14 protein-coding genes are annotated in these 15,759 nt (G+C 65.9%); 4 read left to right on the forward strand and 10 right to left on the reverse strand.

The annotated features are described in order from the left end of the window. Positions 1-35: 35 nt before the first annotated feature. Both GFY24_RS31145 and GFY24_RS31150 read right to left on the reverse strand, forming a co-directional pair. The gene (locus tag GFY24_RS31145) at positions 36-2,501 is read right to left on the reverse strand and encodes a phosphoketolase (RefSeq protein WP_153808681.1); all 2,466 of its coding nucleotides are present in this window, start codon (positions 2,499-2,501) and stop codon (positions 36-38) included. A gap of 143 nt (positions 2,502-2,644) precedes the next feature. Continuing rightward, entirely contained in the window at positions 2,645-4,321 is a 1,677-nt protein-coding gene (locus tag GFY24_RS31150) for a CDGSH iron-sulfur domain-containing protein (protein WP_153808682.1), read from the reverse strand. 122 nt (positions 4,322-4,443) lie between these two features. On the opposite strand from GFY24_RS31150, the gene GFY24_RS31155 reads away from it, so the two are divergent. Further along, a complete protein-coding gene (locus GFY24_RS31155) occupies positions 4,444-5,361 on the forward strand; it encodes a LysR family transcriptional regulator (protein ID WP_194853087.1) in 918 nt (305 codons plus the stop codon). A gap of 117 nt (positions 5,362-5,478) precedes the next feature. Here the strand turns inward: GFY24_RS31155 and GFY24_RS31160 are convergent, their stop codons facing one another. Then, the gene (locus GFY24_RS31160; protein WP_153808684.1) at positions 5,479-6,585 is read right to left on the reverse strand and encodes an NAD(P)/FAD-dependent oxidoreductase; all 1,107 of its coding nucleotides are present in this window, start codon (positions 6,583-6,585) and stop codon (positions 5,479-5,481) included. 84 nt (positions 6,586-6,669) lie between these two features. On the opposite strand from GFY24_RS31160, the gene GFY24_RS31165 reads away from it, so the two are divergent. Then, the gene (locus GFY24_RS31165; RefSeq protein WP_153808685.1) at positions 6,670-7,254 is read left to right on the forward strand and encodes a helix-turn-helix domain-containing protein; all 585 of its coding nucleotides are present in this window, start codon (positions 6,670-6,672) and stop codon (positions 7,252-7,254) included. Between the two features lie 118 nt (positions 7,255-7,372). Further along, positions 7,373-8,143, forward strand: coding sequence for an SDR family NAD(P)-dependent oxidoreductase (locus GFY24_RS31170; protein ID WP_153808686.1), 771 nt, complete (start codon positions 7,373-7,375; stop codon positions 8,141-8,143). Positions 8,144-8,151: 8 nt separating this feature from the next. Here the strand turns inward: GFY24_RS31170 and GFY24_RS31175 are convergent, their stop codons facing one another. Continuing rightward, on the reverse strand, positions 8,152-8,796 hold the full coding sequence (locus GFY24_RS31175) for a pentapeptide repeat-containing protein (RefSeq protein ID WP_153808687.1): 645 nt from the start codon (positions 8,794-8,796) through the stop codon (positions 8,152-8,154). A gap of 158 nt (positions 8,797-8,954) precedes the next feature. On the opposite strand from GFY24_RS31175, the gene GFY24_RS31180 reads away from it, so the two are divergent. Then, positions 8,955-9,827 (forward strand): SDR family oxidoreductase, encoded by an 873-nt coding sequence (locus GFY24_RS31180; protein WP_309231556.1) that lies wholly within the window; start codon positions 8,955-8,957, stop codon positions 9,825-9,827. A gap of 19 nt (positions 9,828-9,846) precedes the next feature. Here the strand turns inward: GFY24_RS31180 and GFY24_RS31185 are convergent, their stop codons facing one another. The 6 genes from GFY24_RS31185 to GFY24_RS31210 all read right to left on the reverse strand — a co-directional run bounded on the left by GFY24_RS31185 (position 9,847) and on the right by GFY24_RS31210 (position 15,691). Then, positions 9,847-10,143: a hypothetical protein gene (locus GFY24_RS31185; RefSeq protein ID WP_153808689.1), complete on the reverse strand. Its 297-nt coding sequence runs from the start codon at positions 10,141-10,143 to the stop codon at positions 9,847-9,849. Positions 10,144-10,248: 105 nt separating this feature from the next. Further along, the gene (locus GFY24_RS31190; protein ID WP_153808690.1) at positions 10,249-11,964 is read right to left on the reverse strand and encodes a SulP family inorganic anion transporter; all 1,716 of its coding nucleotides are present in this window, start codon (positions 11,962-11,964) and stop codon (positions 10,249-10,251) included. A 55-nt stretch (positions 11,965-12,019) separates the two neighbouring features. Continuing rightward, positions 12,020-12,886, reverse strand: coding sequence for a GNAT family N-acetyltransferase (locus tag GFY24_RS31195; RefSeq protein WP_153808691.1), 867 nt, complete (start codon positions 12,884-12,886; stop codon positions 12,020-12,022). Between the two features lie 48 nt (positions 12,887-12,934). Further along, on the reverse strand, positions 12,935-14,110 hold the full coding sequence (locus GFY24_RS31200; protein ID WP_153808692.1) for a PrsW family intramembrane metalloprotease: 1,176 nt from the start codon (positions 14,108-14,110) through the stop codon (positions 12,935-12,937). Then, complete coding sequence (locus GFY24_RS31205; RefSeq protein ID WP_153808693.1) at positions 14,107-14,676, reverse strand: hypothetical protein; 570 nt, start codon at positions 14,674-14,676, stop codon at positions 14,107-14,109. The genes GFY24_RS31200 and GFY24_RS31205 overlap by 4 nt, the downstream gene beginning before the upstream one ends. Positions 14,677-14,842: 166 nt before the next feature. Next, positions 14,843-15,691, reverse strand: coding sequence for a lysophospholipid acyltransferase family protein (locus GFY24_RS31210; RefSeq protein WP_153808694.1), 849 nt, complete (start codon positions 15,689-15,691; stop codon positions 14,843-14,845). Positions 15,692-15,759: the final 68 nt, after the last annotated feature.

The raw sequence follows: 15,759 nt of genomic DNA on the forward strand, positions 1-15,759 counted from the left end.
TGAGTCAGTTCACTTGCGCTACCCACTTCGGGAAATCACCCGCGCGGGTAGGGCCAGGTCCAGTCCGCGACCTCCGGAATGTCCTCGCCGTGCTCGCGGGTCCAGGCGCGGGCGGTCCAGCGGGCGTCGACCATCTCCTGCCGGAGCCCGGCCGCCTGCGCGCGCAGCCCGGGTACCCGATCGATGACATCCATGACCAGGTGATACCGGTCCATGTCATTGAGCATCACCATATCGAAAGGTGTTGTGGTGGTGCCCTTCTCCTTGTAGCCGCGCACATGCAGCCCGGAGTGGTTCGCACGCCGGTAGGTGAGTCGATGGATCAGCCACGGATAGCCGTGGAAGGCGAAGATGACGGGGCGGTCGGTGGTGAACATGGTGTCGAAGAGGCTGTCCGCGAGCCCGTGCGGATGCTCGTCCTGCGGCTGCAGGCGCATCAGATCGACAATATTGATCACTCGAATCCGTAACCGCGGCAGGCGTTCCCGCAGAATCGCGGCGGCGGCCAGAGTCTCCAGTGTGGGCACATCGCCCGCGCAGGCGAGCACCACATCCGGGGTCGTGCCCAGCTCGTCGTTATTGCCCGCCCACTCCCAGATGCCCGCGCCGCGCGCGCAGTGCACGGTCGCCTCCGGCACCGAAAGCCAGTCCGCCTGTGGCTGTTTGCCCGCCACCACCACATTCACATAGTGCCGCGAGCGCAGGCAGTGGTCGTACGTCGAGAGCAGGGTATTCGCGTCCGGCGGTAGATAGACGCGCACGATCTCCGGCGACTTGTTCAGCACCACATCCAGGAATCCCGGATCCTGATGGGTGAACCCATTGTGGTCCTGCCGCCAAACATGTGATGAGAGAAGGTAGTTCAGGCTCGGGATGGGTCGCCGCCAGGACACCGCCGCACTGGCGTCCAACCATTTGGCGTGCTGGTTGAACATGGCGTCGACAATGTGGATGAACGCCTCATAGCAGGTGAAGACGCCGTGCCGGCCGGTGAGCAGATAGCCCTCCAGCAGGCCCTCGCACATATGCTCCGAGAGCACCTCGATGACCCGGCCCGTGCGATCCAATTTCACGTCGTACTCGCCGATTTCGGCCTGCCAGTCGCGGCCGGTGACGGTGAGAATGTCCTGTAATCGATTGCTGGCCAGCTCATCCGGTGCGAAGGTGAGGAAGTTGTCGGGGTTGGCGGCGGTGACATCTCGCAGCCAGGTGCCGAGCACCTGCGTCGCCTCATGTTTGGTGCCGCCCGGCGTGGACACCTGCACGCCGTAGTCCCGCCAATCGGGCAGCTTCAGATCACGCATGAGCGTCCCGCCATTACTGACCGGATTGGCGCTCATCCGCCGGTCACCCGCCGGCACCAGTCCCAGTAATTCCTCGACCGGCCTGCCCGACTCGTCGAAGAGCTCCTCGGGCCGATACGACTCCATCCACTTCGCAAGTACCGCACGGTGTTCCGCGTTCGTGCGAGCGGCCGACAGCGGCACCTGATGCGCCCGGAACGTGCCTTCCACCCGTTCACCATCCACCACGGGTGGACAGGTCCAGCCCTTCGGCGTGCGCATCACGATCATCGGCCAGATCGGGCGTGTCCCATGACCGGTACGCGCGAGCCGCTGAATCTCGGCAATACGATCCAGGCATTGATCCATGGCGGCGGCCATATCCTGATGTACCGCAGCCGGATCGGTCCCGGACACGATAACCGGCTCATACCCGTACCCGCGCAGCAGCGACACCAGCTCCGACTCCGGAATACGCGCCAGGATGGTCGGATTCGCGATCTTGTACTGATTCAGCGCCAGAATCGGCAGCACCGCGCCGTCACGCGCCGGGTTGATGAATTTGTTCGCGTGCCAACTGCCCGCCAGCGGACCGGTCTCGGCCTCACCATCACCGATCACACAGAAGACCGTCAGACTCGGATTGTCCAGTGCCGCACCGAAAGCGTGCAGCAGCGAATACCCGAGCTCACCACCCTCGTGAAAAGATCCCGGCGTTTCGGGCGCACAGTGGCTCGGCACACCGCCGGGAAACGAGAACTGCGCGAACAGCGCTCGCATACCATCGCCGTCACGCGAAATATTGCTGTAGAGCTCGGAGTACGTGCCCTCCAACCAGGCACAGGCATTCGGCCCGGGCCCGCCATGACCCGGCCCGGCGACGAACACCGCATTCAAATCGCGGCCGAGAATGGCTCGATTGGCATGCGCCCACACCAGATTCAACCCGGGGACCGTCCCGAAGTGCCCAAGCAGCCGCGGCTTGATCTGCTCGGCCTCGAGTGGTGCGCGCAGTAGCGGATTCGCCATCAAATAGATCTGCCCGACAGCCAGATAGTTCGCAGCGCGCCACCAGGCATCGATGGTCCCGAGCTCAGCTCGACTCAGTGGTCCGGGACTGTCATCCAGCGAATAGGGTTTCGGCGCGACGGTCCGGCCACCCGGCCCGCCGATATTATCGGCCGAAGTATCGTCACTCGCGCTGGTCAACTGAGTCATACACCGAGCTCCTCACGCATGCGGGGCGTCGCCGAGCCAGACTTTTCGGGCGGAGATTCCTCGCCCAGGCTACCCGCTCACCCTACTTACTCCTGGTATCTGGGGCGCTGCCTGCCAACCGGCAGGGTGCTCGCCGAGTGTGCTCAGGCGGGGCAGCCGTCCTTGATCCACCGTTGGAAGGCATCCACGTGGTCCGTGGGCCAGGCTCCGTCACACGGCATGGAACCCTGGCGTAGGCGGGCCAGAATGGCCTCGGCATGCTGGGTCACATCGTCGTGGGACCACAGGTCGAAGACGAAACTCATGGATTTGCGGTCCATTTCGCGGAACAGTGGCTTGATGTGGGATGCGAAGCCGAGCGGTTCGTCGGCGGAGGGAAGGGCTATGGGCTGGTCGGTTTTGGGGGCGAGTGCCGAGATGCGGGAGCCGGGGGTGGCGTTGCATACCCACCACCAGCGGGGTACCGGCATGTGTGGGGGTGGGTTCGCGCCGGGCTGGGAGTTTTCGACCGCTATACGGGAGCCCCACTCCACGTAGGAGGCGAAGGCGGCGCGGAATTCCGCATCGCGTGGGAGGCCCGCGTCATTGGCGGCCAGGGAGATCAGTTGGGCCCAGCGGGCGCGCCACTGTTCGGTGAGTGCTTTACCGGCGTGCTCGGCGACCATATGGTCGTAGCCGCCGTATTGCTCGGTGTAAAGGGCTGGGCCGCCGAAGGTTTCGGTGAGCCAGGCCGCTACCCGCTCGGGATGGTCGGGGGACATGCGGGCGAAGAGAGGGGCCAAGAGGTCGTCTTGGGCTACGTATTTGCCGTAGAAGATCTTGGTCATTCGGGTGAGCGCGGGTAGGCCGCCTGCCCATTCGTACAGGCTGGGCTCCTCCGACATCGGCGGGTCTTGGAAGTCGACGTAGTAGTGCATACCGCTGCAGAACGGCTTGTTGCGTGATTGACCGCATCGGCACAGGCTGTAGTGCTCGCGGGTGTCGTCGCCCTCGAGCGGGACACCGCCGGTGACGCGGTAGGGGCCGTCCTTCGATACCTCGATGGCCGGATCACGGTGCGGGAGAACCACTTCGGGGCTGCCGAGCGCTCCGGACGGGCAGGCGCGCACCGCCGACATGATCTCGTCCGCACGCGCGCCGCTGGGTGCTACGAAGGGCTCCTCGGTGGCGCGGAAGGCGGTGGGTACTCGGTCGGTGCAGAATCCCGCATGTGCGCAGAGACCGCGATTGTCGGTGACCGTCACCCCTACGCCGCGATAGGTGTCGAGTTGGTCGGGTACCCGTTCGGGATCCTTGGCACCGGTGAATCCGATCCGGGCGTGGCTGCCATCGCACAGCGGCTTCATTTCCGAAGCGCCACAACGGCACAGCGCCATCTGCGGGAAGGTGCGGATCGGTTCGCCCAGCCAATTGGTGAGCTGTTCGGGATTGGTGAGCAGGTACGGTCCGTCCGGTGCGACATCGATATGGGTCGGTGAAACACCTTGGATCTCGGTGAGTTCAGCCACTCGTTCGGCCAAAGTGTCTGTGTCCGAGGCGAATACGCAGGACAGGTGCTGGAGGGCGGCCACCGCCTCCTGTAATTCGGGCAGGTCACAGGTGGCGCGCAGGCGGGTGGCGTCCTCGGCCAGCTCCCAGAGTCGCTGCTGCGGGTCGCCGGGCTCGGGTTCGACTGTCGCGGAAGCTGTTTCGCCCACGGCTGCGAGTAGCGGGCGGATTACCGAATCGCTCAGCGGAGTAGCGCCCTCGACGAGTTCACCATCGAGACGGCGGGCACGAGCCAGCAGTGTGCGGAGTTCGTTCTGGGTGGCGGTGGTCAAGGCATGCCTTCCCTCGAGGACGAGTGGATATCCACCTTGAAGGATGCCCACTTCGGGGCACGGGAACAATGACGGTTCGCTCAACGCTTACGTATTGCCACTCAGCAAACGAACGAAGGTCCATGGAGCTCTACGAAATCGAGGGATTCCTCGCGGTGGCGGAACACCTGCATTTCGGGCGCGCCGCGGAGCAGTTGCGGGTCTCCCCCAGCCGGGTCAGCCAGACCATCGGACAGCTCGAACGGCGGGTCGGCGCGCAACTGTTCGAGAGAACCACGCGCCGGGTCGCGCTGACCCGCATCGGCGAGCAGTTGCTCAGCGATCTACGGCCGGGTCATGAACGGATCCAGCAGGCCGTTCGGCGGGCCATCGGCGCGGGGCGCGGCTTCGAGGGCACCCTCACCGTCGGTTTCATCGGCGCGGCCGCGGGGCAGCTCTGCCACGCCACCGCGGCGGGCTTCCGTACCGCACATCCCGAAACCGAACTGCGGATTCGCGATGCCCAACTCGCCGACGGATTGGGTTGGTTCACCAGCGGTTTCGACATGGTGCTGGTGAGCCGGCCCATCGACGATCCGGCACTGGTCCACGGGCCCGCGCTCATTACCGAACCGCGGATGCTGGCCGTATCGGCGGAGCATCCGCTCGCGAACCGGGAGCAGGTCGAGCTCGAGAATCTGGCGGGGGTGACATTGCTGAGTGTGCCCGAGACCGTCCCGCGCTCCTGGGTCGAGGACCACGTCCCGACCCACACCCCAGCGGGCCGACCCATCGCGCACGGCAGGGTGGTGCACACCTTCCAGGAGGTATTGGCCTGCATCGGCGCGGGCGAGGGCGCATTCATCTGCGGAGCACAGGTGAACCGCTTCTATCAGCGACCGGATATCGCCTTCGTGCCGATTGCCGGTACCCCGCCCATGCAGTGGGGATTCACCTGGCGCGCCTGCGATGAGTCCACCCGCATCAGAGCCTTCGACGAAGCAGCCCACGCGAGTCTCGGTGTGACCACAGTGCGACCGGGTACCTCCACGGCAGGTTGACAAGACAGCCGGCCCCGGCGTGCCCGCCGTCATCCCCTCACTCGCCGATTCGCCTGACACAGTGTGGGATTCGGCGATCGATAACAGGTTGCGCCCGACGGATGGCAGCGGATTGGATCAGGTGCGGGCGCGATAGGCGGCGACAGCGGCGGCTGTCTCCTCGTTCACCAGATCGAAGTTGATCATTGCTCCGGCATTCGCGCCGGCCGCGGCGGCCGGGCCGACCTGTGCGCTCAAATCGGTGACATTGCCCGCCGCCCAGACTCCGGGCACTTCGGTGCGCCCGGTCGGGTCTACGGGAATGTGCTCACCCATACCGGACGGATGCTCGACAGCCTTCAGACCCAGGGCCGCAAGGAAATTCGCGCGCGCCACCATATGCGAGGCCACCGCGACGGCTGTACGCGAGACCACCGTGCCATCCGCGAGCCGCACTCCGACGAGCTTGTCATCGGCGATCTCGAGTGCTGCGACCGCGGCGGTCAGCACCGGAATACCCCGTGCCGCAAGCTGTTCGGCCTGTTCCTCGGTGGGCGGGGCAGTGTGGGCGAAGTAGGTGATGTCCGGGCTCCACTGCCGGAACAGCAGCGCCTGATGCACCGACATGGGTCCGCTACCTAGAATGCCGATAGCCTGATCGCGCACCTCCCAGCCATGGCAGTACGGACAGTGGATCACATCGTGACCCCAACGCTCCTGCAGCCCTTCGACATTCGGCAATTCGTCGACCAGCCCGGAGGTCACCAGCAGCCGCCGCGCCCGCACGCTTCGACCATCGGCCAGTTCGACGATGAAGCCGATGCCATTCGCCGTGGCACCAACGCCGTCCCGCGTAGCGGCTCCACTGTCCCCCGTCGCGGCATAATTGTCTCGCGTCGCGTCCTCGTTGTTCTGCGTCGTGGCCCCGCCGTTCAGCTCCGCGCTCTCGTTGTTCTGCGTCGCGCCCCGGCGGTCCCGCGTCGCGGCGACGACGGTGCCCGCGACGATATGCCCGCCATAGGGCCGCACCTCCGCACGCCCGCGCGCGAGCAACTCCGCCGGTGGCATTCCCTCCCGCGCCAGCAAACCGTGTACCCCGTCGGCGGGGGCATTGCGGGGTTCGCCGGCATCGATCACCAGCACCGTGCGCCGGGCCCGCGCCAGCATGAGCGCACCGTTCAATCCGGCCGCGCCGCCGCCGATCACCACCACGTCGTAGCTGTCCGCCATTCGATCCGTCACCATGATCTCCTCGTTCGCTTGTCATCGACCATGCGAGAAGATCCACAAATCTGGCAAGCGGATTTGCCGATACGGCAAAATCGGAGCATGAGCACCGAACTCGATCAGGCTCTCGACGCGGTCGGCCCGCGCCTGCGCGACCTGCGCCGCAAGCGCGAAGCCACCCTGGCGGAGTTGTCCGCGAGCACCGGAATCTCGGTGAGCACCCTGTCTCGGCTGGAGTCCGGCGCGCGGCGACCCACCCTCGAACTATTGCTCCCGCTGGCCAAGGCTCACGGGGTGACCCTCGATGAACTGGTGGGCGCGCCACCCACCGGCGATCCGCGCATCCATATGCGCCCTATCAACCGCGGCGGAATGACCATGGTGCCGTTGACCCGGCGGGCCGGTGGTATCCAGGCGTACAAGCTGGTGATTCCGGGCGGCGCCAGCCGGGAACCGGATCCGAAGACGCATGAGGGCTTCGAGTGGATGTACGTGCTCAATGGGCGTCTGCGCGTGATTCTGGGCGAACACGATTTCATCATGTCACCGAGCGAGGCCGCGGAATTCGACACCCGCGAACCGCACTGGTTCGGCGCGGCGGACGACGAACCGGTCGAATTCCTCAGTCTCTTCGGCAAACAGGGCGAGCGGGCACATCTGCGCGCCCGGCCCAAATCCGCGGACTGACCCGCCCGTCACCAAACCAAGCACTTGCTTGTTTTGCCGCGGTGGACTACCAATGAGGTGTTACCGACCTGTTCATATTCGTCGCGCCCACCCGCGCGACCCACACCGAAGGAAGTAGATGGACGACTTCGGTCATCGGCCCGGCGCCGCACTCGTATTGGGCGCCAGCGGCGGGCTCGGACAGGCCACCGCGCGCATGCTCCTCGAACGCGGCAGTCATGTGGGGCTGACCTACTTCCGATCGGCGGGCAAACTCGATCCGCTGTTCACCTTCGCCAAGGAACAAGAACGGCGAGCCCGGTCGTGGCGACTCGACCTCACCGATGCCGAACGCGCCGCCGAGGTCGTCGCGCAGGCGGCCGCCGAATTCGGCGGCATCCACACCCTGGTGTACGCGGCCGGACCGCATATTCCCATGCGGCATCTGAGCCGAATCTCCCCGAGCGACTTCAGATCTCAGCTCCTCGACGATGCCGCCGGATTCTTCAACGCCGTACATGCCGCGCTGCCGTATCTGCGCGAGACCGGCGGCAATATCGTCGCCGTCACCACCGCCGCCACCGCCCGCTTCCCCATTCGCGACGGACTCTCCAGCGGCCCGAAAGCCGCTGTGGAGGCACTGATTCGGGGCATCGCCGCCGAAGAGGGGCGCTTCGGGATTCGCGCCAACTGCGTCGGACCGGGCATGACCACCGACGGGATGGCCGAGCGGCTGATCAGCTCCGGTGAGCTCGACCAGCACGCCCTGGACATCACGCGCGCCAATATTCCCTTGCGCCGCTTCGGAAATGCCGAGGACATCGCCGAAGCGGTGTGCTTCCTGGCCTCGGATCGCGCCGACTTCATCAGCGGACAGAAACTCGATATCGACGGCGGCTACGGGGTCTGATCCCGCGCTCAGCGATCGGAGACATTGAGCCCGATATTGTGCGCGAACACCGGGGCCAGATCCATCAACTGTGAGCTGTTTATCGTTGCGCCACGCAGGGATTCGACGCCCTCGAAGATGCCGATCGAACGGGCCGTGCGCAGGTCCACCTTCTGCAGGGTGGCCTTGCGCATGGACAGCGCGTCGATCTCGGTGCCGGGGAAGGTGACCGAGGTCAGCTTCGCCTCGCCGATATCCACGTGGCGCAGTACACAATCCACGAACGACACCTCGTTCAGGTGCGCGCCGCGCAGGTTCACCGAATCGAATTTGCAATTGTAGAACTTGACCCGGCGCAGCCGCGCACCGAACGCCTCCACCCCGGACCAGGCGTTCATCACCAATTCCGTGTCGATCCAAGACGTTTCGGAGAGATCGGCGCGAATCCACTGCGTCCCTTGGATCCACACGTCGTTGAACCGGGTGTGGCGCATGCTGCCGCCGGTGATGGTGCTGCCGGTCATGGCGCACTCGGTCAACTGCGCGCCACGCACCTCGGCGTCCTCGAGCACCAGGCCCTCGAAGAGCGCGCAATCGTATTCGCCCTCCATCGCGAGATCCTCGCGGCCTTCCAGAAAGCGCGCGAACGACAGATCGGCCAAATCCCGCGGCATCGAAGATCCTCACCTCTGCTCGGCAATAAGTCCTGCGACCGTATCCGACCGCCCCGACACCCCGGTGCGGTCGGTGCCCGGAACGCCCCGGGCCGGGCGGGCGTAGGCTGCCAAAGGGCAGGGCTCGAAATCACTCCACCGCACCTGGAGGTTCGACCGTGACGAAAATCGGAGTCACCGGAGCGACCGGCAAGCTCGGCACACTGATCGCCCAGCGCCTCGCCGCCGCAGGCGCGGACCTGCGATTGATCGCCCGCAGCACCAGCAAACAGTTACCCCTGCCCGATGCCGAAGTGCGGTTCGCCAATTACGGCGACGGACAGAAATTCGAGCTCGCGGTCACCGGGGTGGAGACGCTGCTCCTGGTCTCGGCCATGGAGAGCGCGCTGCGGGTGGCCGACCACACCATCGCCATCGAGGCCGCTGTCGCGGCGGGCGTGCGGCGCATCGTCTACATCTCGTTCCAGGGCGCGGCTCCCGAGGCCACCTTCACCTTCGCGCGAGATCACTGGTACACCGAACAGCAGATCCGGCAGACCGAACTGCCGTTCACGTTCTTGCGGGACAACAACTATCAGGTGCATCTGCCCGGGCTCGCCGATCCCGAGACCGGGGTGATTCGCGGACCCGCCGGGGACGGGCTGGTAGCGGCGGTCGCGCACGAGGATATCGCCGATGTCGCCACCGCGGTGCTGCTGGATGAGCAGTTGCTGCACAACCAGGTTCGTGATGTCACCGGACCGCAAGCATTGAATCTGGACGAGGTCGCCGCGATTCTCTCGCGGCACACCGATCGCCCCATCACCTATAAACCGGAGTCGATTCCCGAAGCGTACGAAAGCCGTTCCCACTACGGTGCACCCGACTGGATGGTCGCCGGATGGGTGACCTCCTACGAAGCCATCGCCACCGGCGAACTCGCGGACGTCTCGAGCACGGTCGAGGACGTCACCGGCCGCGCACCCATCTCTTTCGACCGCTACCTCACCACACACCCCGAGGTGCTGGACCGCCTACTCGGCCGCAGCTGACCCGACCGGACGCCGACCCTCACGCGGCGGCAATGGCCGCGAGCAGATCCCGCACCACCGCGATCAATGCCGCCGGTGACGGATCCCGTTGCAGCACAACCAATTCGTCCTGCAACACCTGCGGCAGTGACGGCTCGGTGAAATCGGCCAGCGCCACCCGCACCTCCCGCACCTGTCCCTCGCTCAACTGCGCCAGCGGCGCCACCACCTCCTCGATCTGCACCCCGTCCAACAGCGGATTCGCCGCCGCCACCCGCACCCGTGCGGCAACGGTGGGAGGCAAATGACCCGCGACAACCTGCAACAATGTCTTCACCCACCCGAGAGTATGGCCCGCACCCGCACCCCGCCCCGATTTCGCCGTTCCCGCTATGGAAAGGCCCCTCCCGGCCACTACTCCCCCCGCAGTCACCAGGTGCCGCTATGTCTTTCGGCCCGGCCCCGCATCGCCCTCGCGGCTCTCGATCCAGGCGTGGCCACGCGCTATGGCCTCATCCAGTGGTCCGAGCAGGACAGTCGAGGCGGGGATTACCTCATCCGCGCCGAGTACGTCGCTCATACCGGTGCGACGCAGGGCCTGTGCCAGGGCGGGGCGCACACCGGCGAGAATCAGTTGGCCACCCTCGGCACGGAGTTCATTCGCGTAGCGGCGGAACAACTTCAGCATGGCGGAGGACGGGATATCCGGGGCCGAGCGCAGTGCCAGGACCAGCACGGCATTACGGGCTCCGGCGAGGTCGGGCAGCCCGGCTTCCAGGCGCGGCAGTTCGGCGAAGAAGCTGGAGCCGTCGTAGTTGAGCACCGTGACCTCGCCCGAAGGCAGCTTGGCGGGCACCTCGGCGAACGACCACACACCCTTCGAATCCTTGTGCAGCGCAGTCAATTCGGTGCCGAGTGTGGCCTGCACGCAGTACAGCAGCAGCGACAGCATCGCGCCGATCACGATCGCCCGCTGCAGCGGCAGCTGGGTGGTGGCCGCGAAGGTGGCGATCATGGCGGCGGTGGAGAGTTTCGAGGTCCGCCACACCATGGCGATATCGGCGCGTTTACCCCAGATCAGTTCACCGCCGACCACCAGAATCAGCCCGCCGATCACCGGCACCGGAATCCGCTCGGCCAGACCCGCACAGGTCAGCACCACCACGGCCAGGAAGACACCGGAGACGATGCCCGCCCAGCGCGTCCGCGCGCCCACACTCGCGGCCACCCCGGTCCGCGACAGCGAACCACCCGCGGGCAGCGCCTGGAACAACCCGCCGCCGATATTGGCCACACCCTGAGAGATGAAGTCGCCGTTCATATTCGAACGCGAACCATCCGGATTCGGCATGGACGGCGCGACCCCGGCCGCCTGCGCCAGCGCCACCAGCGCCACCGAGAACGCACCGGGCAGCAGCTGCGGCATGGCATCGAGATTCGGCAGCGACAGACCCGGCAGCGCACCCGGAATCTCCGCGATGCCGCGTACCAATTCCACATCCACACCGAATGCCGCCACCCCGACACTCACCACCACCATGGCCACCAGCAGCGCCAGCGATTCGATCTTCGGAATCACCCGCGCCAGCGCCCACACCGCGATGGTCGCCACCGCCACCAGCGTGGTCGTGCTCTGCCAGTGCGAGATTCCGGTAATCCAATTCCACGCCTGCACCAGCTTGTTGTGCCCGTGCGGTTTGTAATCGGTGGCATCCTCGAACACACCGGTGATGATGGACAGCGCGATCCCGGTGGAGAAGCCGATCATGACCGCGTTCGACACGAAGCTCAACACCACCCCGAGTCGCAGTACGCCCATGAGCACCATCACCAGGCCGACCAGAATCGCCAGTGCCGCAACGTTTCCCATATCCTGCGGGTTCAGCCCGGCATCGGAGAGCACCGACTGCCCGGTCAAGGCGATCGCACTGGTGAGCGTGGTGACCATGAGCACCGTGGAAGCGGTCAGCGAACCCAGAATGGGCGGCATCACACCCGCGTAGAGCCCCGCCACCGGATTGAATCCGGCGATCGAGGCATACGCCATACCCTCCGGAATACTGAACAATCCGGTGGCCATACCCGCGGTCACATCGGCGGCGGTGAGCCGGCCGATCCTCGCTCTGATTCGAGCGATATCGAACCCGTCTACCTTCATGCTGGCTCCTGTCGGCCCGACCGAACGATCTCGACTCCGCTTCGCCCGGAACGACTTACGAGGGAATGCTGGCGGGAGCGCGCGAAATACGGCCGCCCAGGCGCTCATTCACGGCGAAACCGTGTTTACGGCACCAGGCCGCCAGGAGCGGCACGGCCGAATCGTCATCGCGATAGGTCGGCACCAACTGACCGACGATGGTCAGGTGATGCGCATCGGCCGTGCGGCAGAGCTGTTGCAGCACAGCCGAACCCAGGCCGCTCCCGCGCAATTCCGGATTCACCGTGATGTTGTCCAGCTTGATGGTGTTCGCGTACACATCGAACACCACATCGACCAGATCGTCACTGCGGCGCAGGGATTCGATATCGGCGGGCAGCGGGCGCAACACGCCCGGCAGATGATCCGAAAGCCGTTGGCGCGCAACCTCATCGGGAGCGGCGCGGGTCACGGCCAGTAGCTGTTCGGTGAGATCGGCCACCGCCACCCGATCGCCCAGCGCCGCCAGTGGGCGGATCTGCTCGGCGGATTCGACAATGACCCGCAGCTGACGCACCCAGTGCGGGTCGGTGCTCTCGTATTCGCCGATCAACTCGGCCAGGGTGAACTCCAGGCCGATCGCGGTGCCGCGGCTGCGCAGATAGCCGCCGGAGAGTGCGCCCCAGCGGTAATCGTCCGCGCCGACGCCGTGCTGGGCCAGCTCGCGCAACAGCACATCGCGGCGGCTCGCGGCATTGGCGATGGTGGCGCCGGGCAGGCGATGCAGCCAGCGCCGCCACCCGGTGAGGTTGGCGCGAATACGCGTGCCCGCGACATCACCGCTGGCGTCCAGATAGTTGCACAAAGCTTGCTGTCGTCGTTCCAACAGCTCGCGCGCCCGGTCGGAACCGGGCGTATCCGGAAGCGGTTTCCCCTCACTCATACCGAACAAGCTAGCGCTCGGTACCCAAGTCGCAGGTAATCGGCACGCTCAGTCCTGGTCACGGCTGTCTGCCGGTGTATCACGCGGCTGCCTCGGCATCGTTTGCTGGTAGTTCCACATCGGGTGTGGCGGCGGTGGCGAAACCGAGAGCAGTTCGACGCGATCGATCAGATCGCGCTCATATCGGCGAGCCTGACCACGGTCCATCCGGGTGGCGGCACGCAGGCCCGCGCGCGCCCGGCGGCGACTGCGCCGGGTGAGCAGCGAGGCCAGTTGCGGCTCGGTCCCGATAGTGCGCATGACGGGCTGGGAAATGGTGGCGCGCAACCACTTCCGCTCGGTGCCCAGGACCCAGCGGTAGGCCAGGCCGAAGATCAGCAGATCGATGATCACCGGCAGGAATGTCACCAGTCGGCCGAGGCTGTCCGGGCGCGGCGAATCGAAGATGAAGTGCATCGCCACCGCCATGCCGTAGAAAAGCGCGAAGAAACCCAGCCGCCAACCCCATGAGCGGTCGGTGCGAATCAGCAACACCACAATGCCGACACCGGCCAGCGCGGACATGGACCAATGCGAGGTCAGCGCGGTGACCAGACGTAGCACCGCCACTATCAGCACATCGGCCACCGGACTCTGCGGCGCGGCCAGCGAGGTCTGCACGCTGTACAGCACATCCTCGGAGATCTGCGCACCCAGACCGACGAACCCGCCGATCAGAAAGCCATCCATGGGCCGCCGCAATCGCGACCGGAACAGCACCGCGACCACCGCGATGCCGATCGCCTTGATGAACTCCTCATCGATCGGCGCGGCAATCGCGGCCTGCCAAGTACTGGCGAAAGAATCCCCTGCGAGGTTCGTAATCGCGTGCGTCACATGATCATTCGCCCACAATGCCAGCCCCGGCCACACCGACGCGCCCCAGACGAACCCCAGCAGAATCGGCGCGACCAACCGACGCCGTGCTCGAAAAGGATCCAGCGCGAACAACACCCACCGAAAGAACAGCAGCGTCGCCGCGGTAACCGGCAACGCCGCCAGCGCCTGCGCCCCGCCGAACCGGATCATCCCCGCCGCCTGCGCCACGAACACCAGCGGACCCGCCAGCACCGCCAGGAAGTACACCCAGAACAACGCGGACCGTGGCTCGAACCAATCCCCGTCCGCACCAACCGGACCGCGCACTCCCCCGCCACTCGGCGAGCCCGCTCCCGGCCAGGTCATACCTGCACCGCCTTAGCCGAGGCCAGCACCGCGAGGACGAGCGCACGCCCGGCCTCGCGGGTCGGACCGGTGACGGTAATGGTCACCGCGATATCGCCGGAGTTGGCGACCGCGCAGACGCCACCCGCCGTGCGGGGCAGCACACAGGTCAGACCGTGGAACGAACCCGCGTCGACGGTATCGCCGTCGAAACTCACCTCCTGCCCGGCCGCGCGCAGCGGCAACAGCAGTCGCGGTGCGGCGGTATCGAAGTCCGTGATGCCATCGACCACGGCGATGCCGAGGCGTTGCTCACCGATATCGGAGCGGAAGACCGCGGCGGAGATATCCCCGGTGGCTATGCGGCGCATGGCCTCCGGGACCGCGAACGTGACACCGTTCGAAGGATCCTCCGCGCCGTGCAGAGCGCCGATACCCGTGGCGGTGAGCTTGACCTCCGTGCCCGCCGAAACTCGCGTCTCCCGGGTGGGTACGGCCGCGTCCAGAAGGGGCGGAACCACGGCGATCACCGCGAGGGCGGCTATTGCCGCCAGCGCCGGTGCCACCGAGTGAACAAGGCGCGCCATGTCTTCCAGCCTCCCGGTCCATGCGATAGCCAAGAGTTAACCACAATCCATGGACCGCGCCACCGGGGACGCGCCCCTACTCGGACATCTCGCCCACACCGAAGGTCCGCGCACAAGGCCGGAACGGCTCCCGGGAATCAACTCGGGAGCCGTCCACGCCCTCCGGCTACAGCAGATTCGCCAGGACCGAGAGCGGACCGGGCAGCGCCGCCGCATGATTCTTCAAACCGGTCGCCACCGGGTTGGGCGTCTGCGCGCGGAGACGGTCCAATTCGGTCTGCATGGTGCTCATGGTCCGGTCGTAGATGCGATCCACCAACTCGGTATCCTCCGGATCGCCCGGCTGCGTGGACCAATCCAGCGCCGGCAGGAAGCTCACGTCCACATGCGAGGGCAGCGGGATCTGCGGCAGAATCGGCGCGACACCGAACGGCAGGCCGACCGTGTACGGAAACACCTTGGCGCGCAACAGTTTATCCAAGCCCAGCAGGCGCGCGGTGCGCTCACCACGGCTCACGATGAAGATCGAATCATGGCCACCGTTGGCCACCGCCGGAATCACCGGCACACCGAGCTTGAGCGCCAACCGGATGAAACCCTTACGCCCGGCGAAATCCACCTTGCCGCGATCGGTCCACGGGCGGCACGCCTCCCAGTCCCCACCCGGATATACCATCACCGCACCGCCATCCTTGAGCCCCGCCGAGGCAGCCTCCTGAGATGCCGGAATCACGCCGAATTCGCGCAGACTGTCACCGAGACCCGGTGCGCGCAAAAGGATTTCGTGTGCCACCCCGAAGGTGGGCTCATTCGGGCGGCGATCCATGGCCGCCATGAAGGTGATCCACACCTCCGGTGCCCAATAGATCGACGAGTGATTACCGATCACCAATGCCGGCCCCGCCGCCGGTAGGTTCTCGATGCCGACCACCTGCGGCGTGAAGTAGTTCGTATAGGCCCGAGCCACGGCAAGCAGTGGGTGATTCGGGTTCGGAAGTACCGGTGTTGTGCTCATGGGGTGTCCTGTCGTATTGCCTTGCCGGTGACGGGCGGCGCGCGACGACACACACCTGGCGTTCCATT

This window comes from Nocardia sp. SYP-A9097, assembly GCF_009649815.1.
GTDB lineage: Bacteria > Actinomycetota > Actinomycetes > Mycobacteriales > Mycobacteriaceae > Nocardia.

What these genes read in the sequence shown, in the direction of transcription:
- GFY24_RS31145 (WP_153808681.1), bottom strand. Translation starts at nt 2,501, where the DNA reads ATGACTCAGTTGACCAGCGCGAGTGACGATACTTCGGCCGATAATATC.
- GFY24_RS31155 (WP_194853087.1), top strand. Translation starts at nt 4,444, where the DNA reads ATGGAGCTCTACGAAATCGAGGGATTCCTCGCGGTGGCGGAACACCTG.
- GFY24_RS31160 (WP_153808684.1), bottom strand. Translation starts at nt 6,585, where the DNA reads ATGGTGACGGATCGAATGGCGGACAGCTACGACGTGGTGGTGATCGGC.
- GFY24_RS31165 (WP_153808685.1), top strand. Translation starts at nt 6,670, where the DNA reads ATGAGCACCGAACTCGATCAGGCTCTCGACGCGGTCGGCCCGCGCCTG.
- GFY24_RS31170 (WP_153808686.1), top strand. Translation starts at nt 7,373, where the DNA reads ATGGACGACTTCGGTCATCGGCCCGGCGCCGCACTCGTATTGGGCGCC.
- GFY24_RS31175 (WP_153808687.1), bottom strand. Translation starts at nt 8,796, where the DNA reads ATGCCGCGGGATTTGGCCGATCTGTCGTTCGCGCGCTTTCTGGAAGGC.
- GFY24_RS31190 (WP_153808690.1), bottom strand. Translation starts at nt 11,964, where the DNA reads ATGAAGGTAGACGGGTTCGATATCGCTCGAATCAGAGCGAGGATCGGC.
- GFY24_RS31195 (WP_153808691.1), bottom strand. Translation starts at nt 12,886, where the DNA reads ATGAGTGAGGGGAAACCGCTTCCGGATACGCCCGGTTCCGACCGGGCG.
- GFY24_RS31200 (WP_153808692.1), bottom strand. Translation starts at nt 14,110, where the DNA reads ATGACCTGGCCGGGAGCGGGCTCGCCGAGTGGCGGGGGAGTGCGCGGT.
- GFY24_RS31205 (WP_153808693.1), bottom strand. Translation starts at nt 14,676, where the DNA reads ATGGCGCGCCTTGTTCACTCGGTGGCACCGGCGCTGGCGGCAATAGCC.
- GFY24_RS31210 (WP_153808694.1), bottom strand. Translation starts at nt 15,691, where the DNA reads ATGAGCACAACACCGGTACTTCCGAACCCGAATCACCCACTGCTTGCC.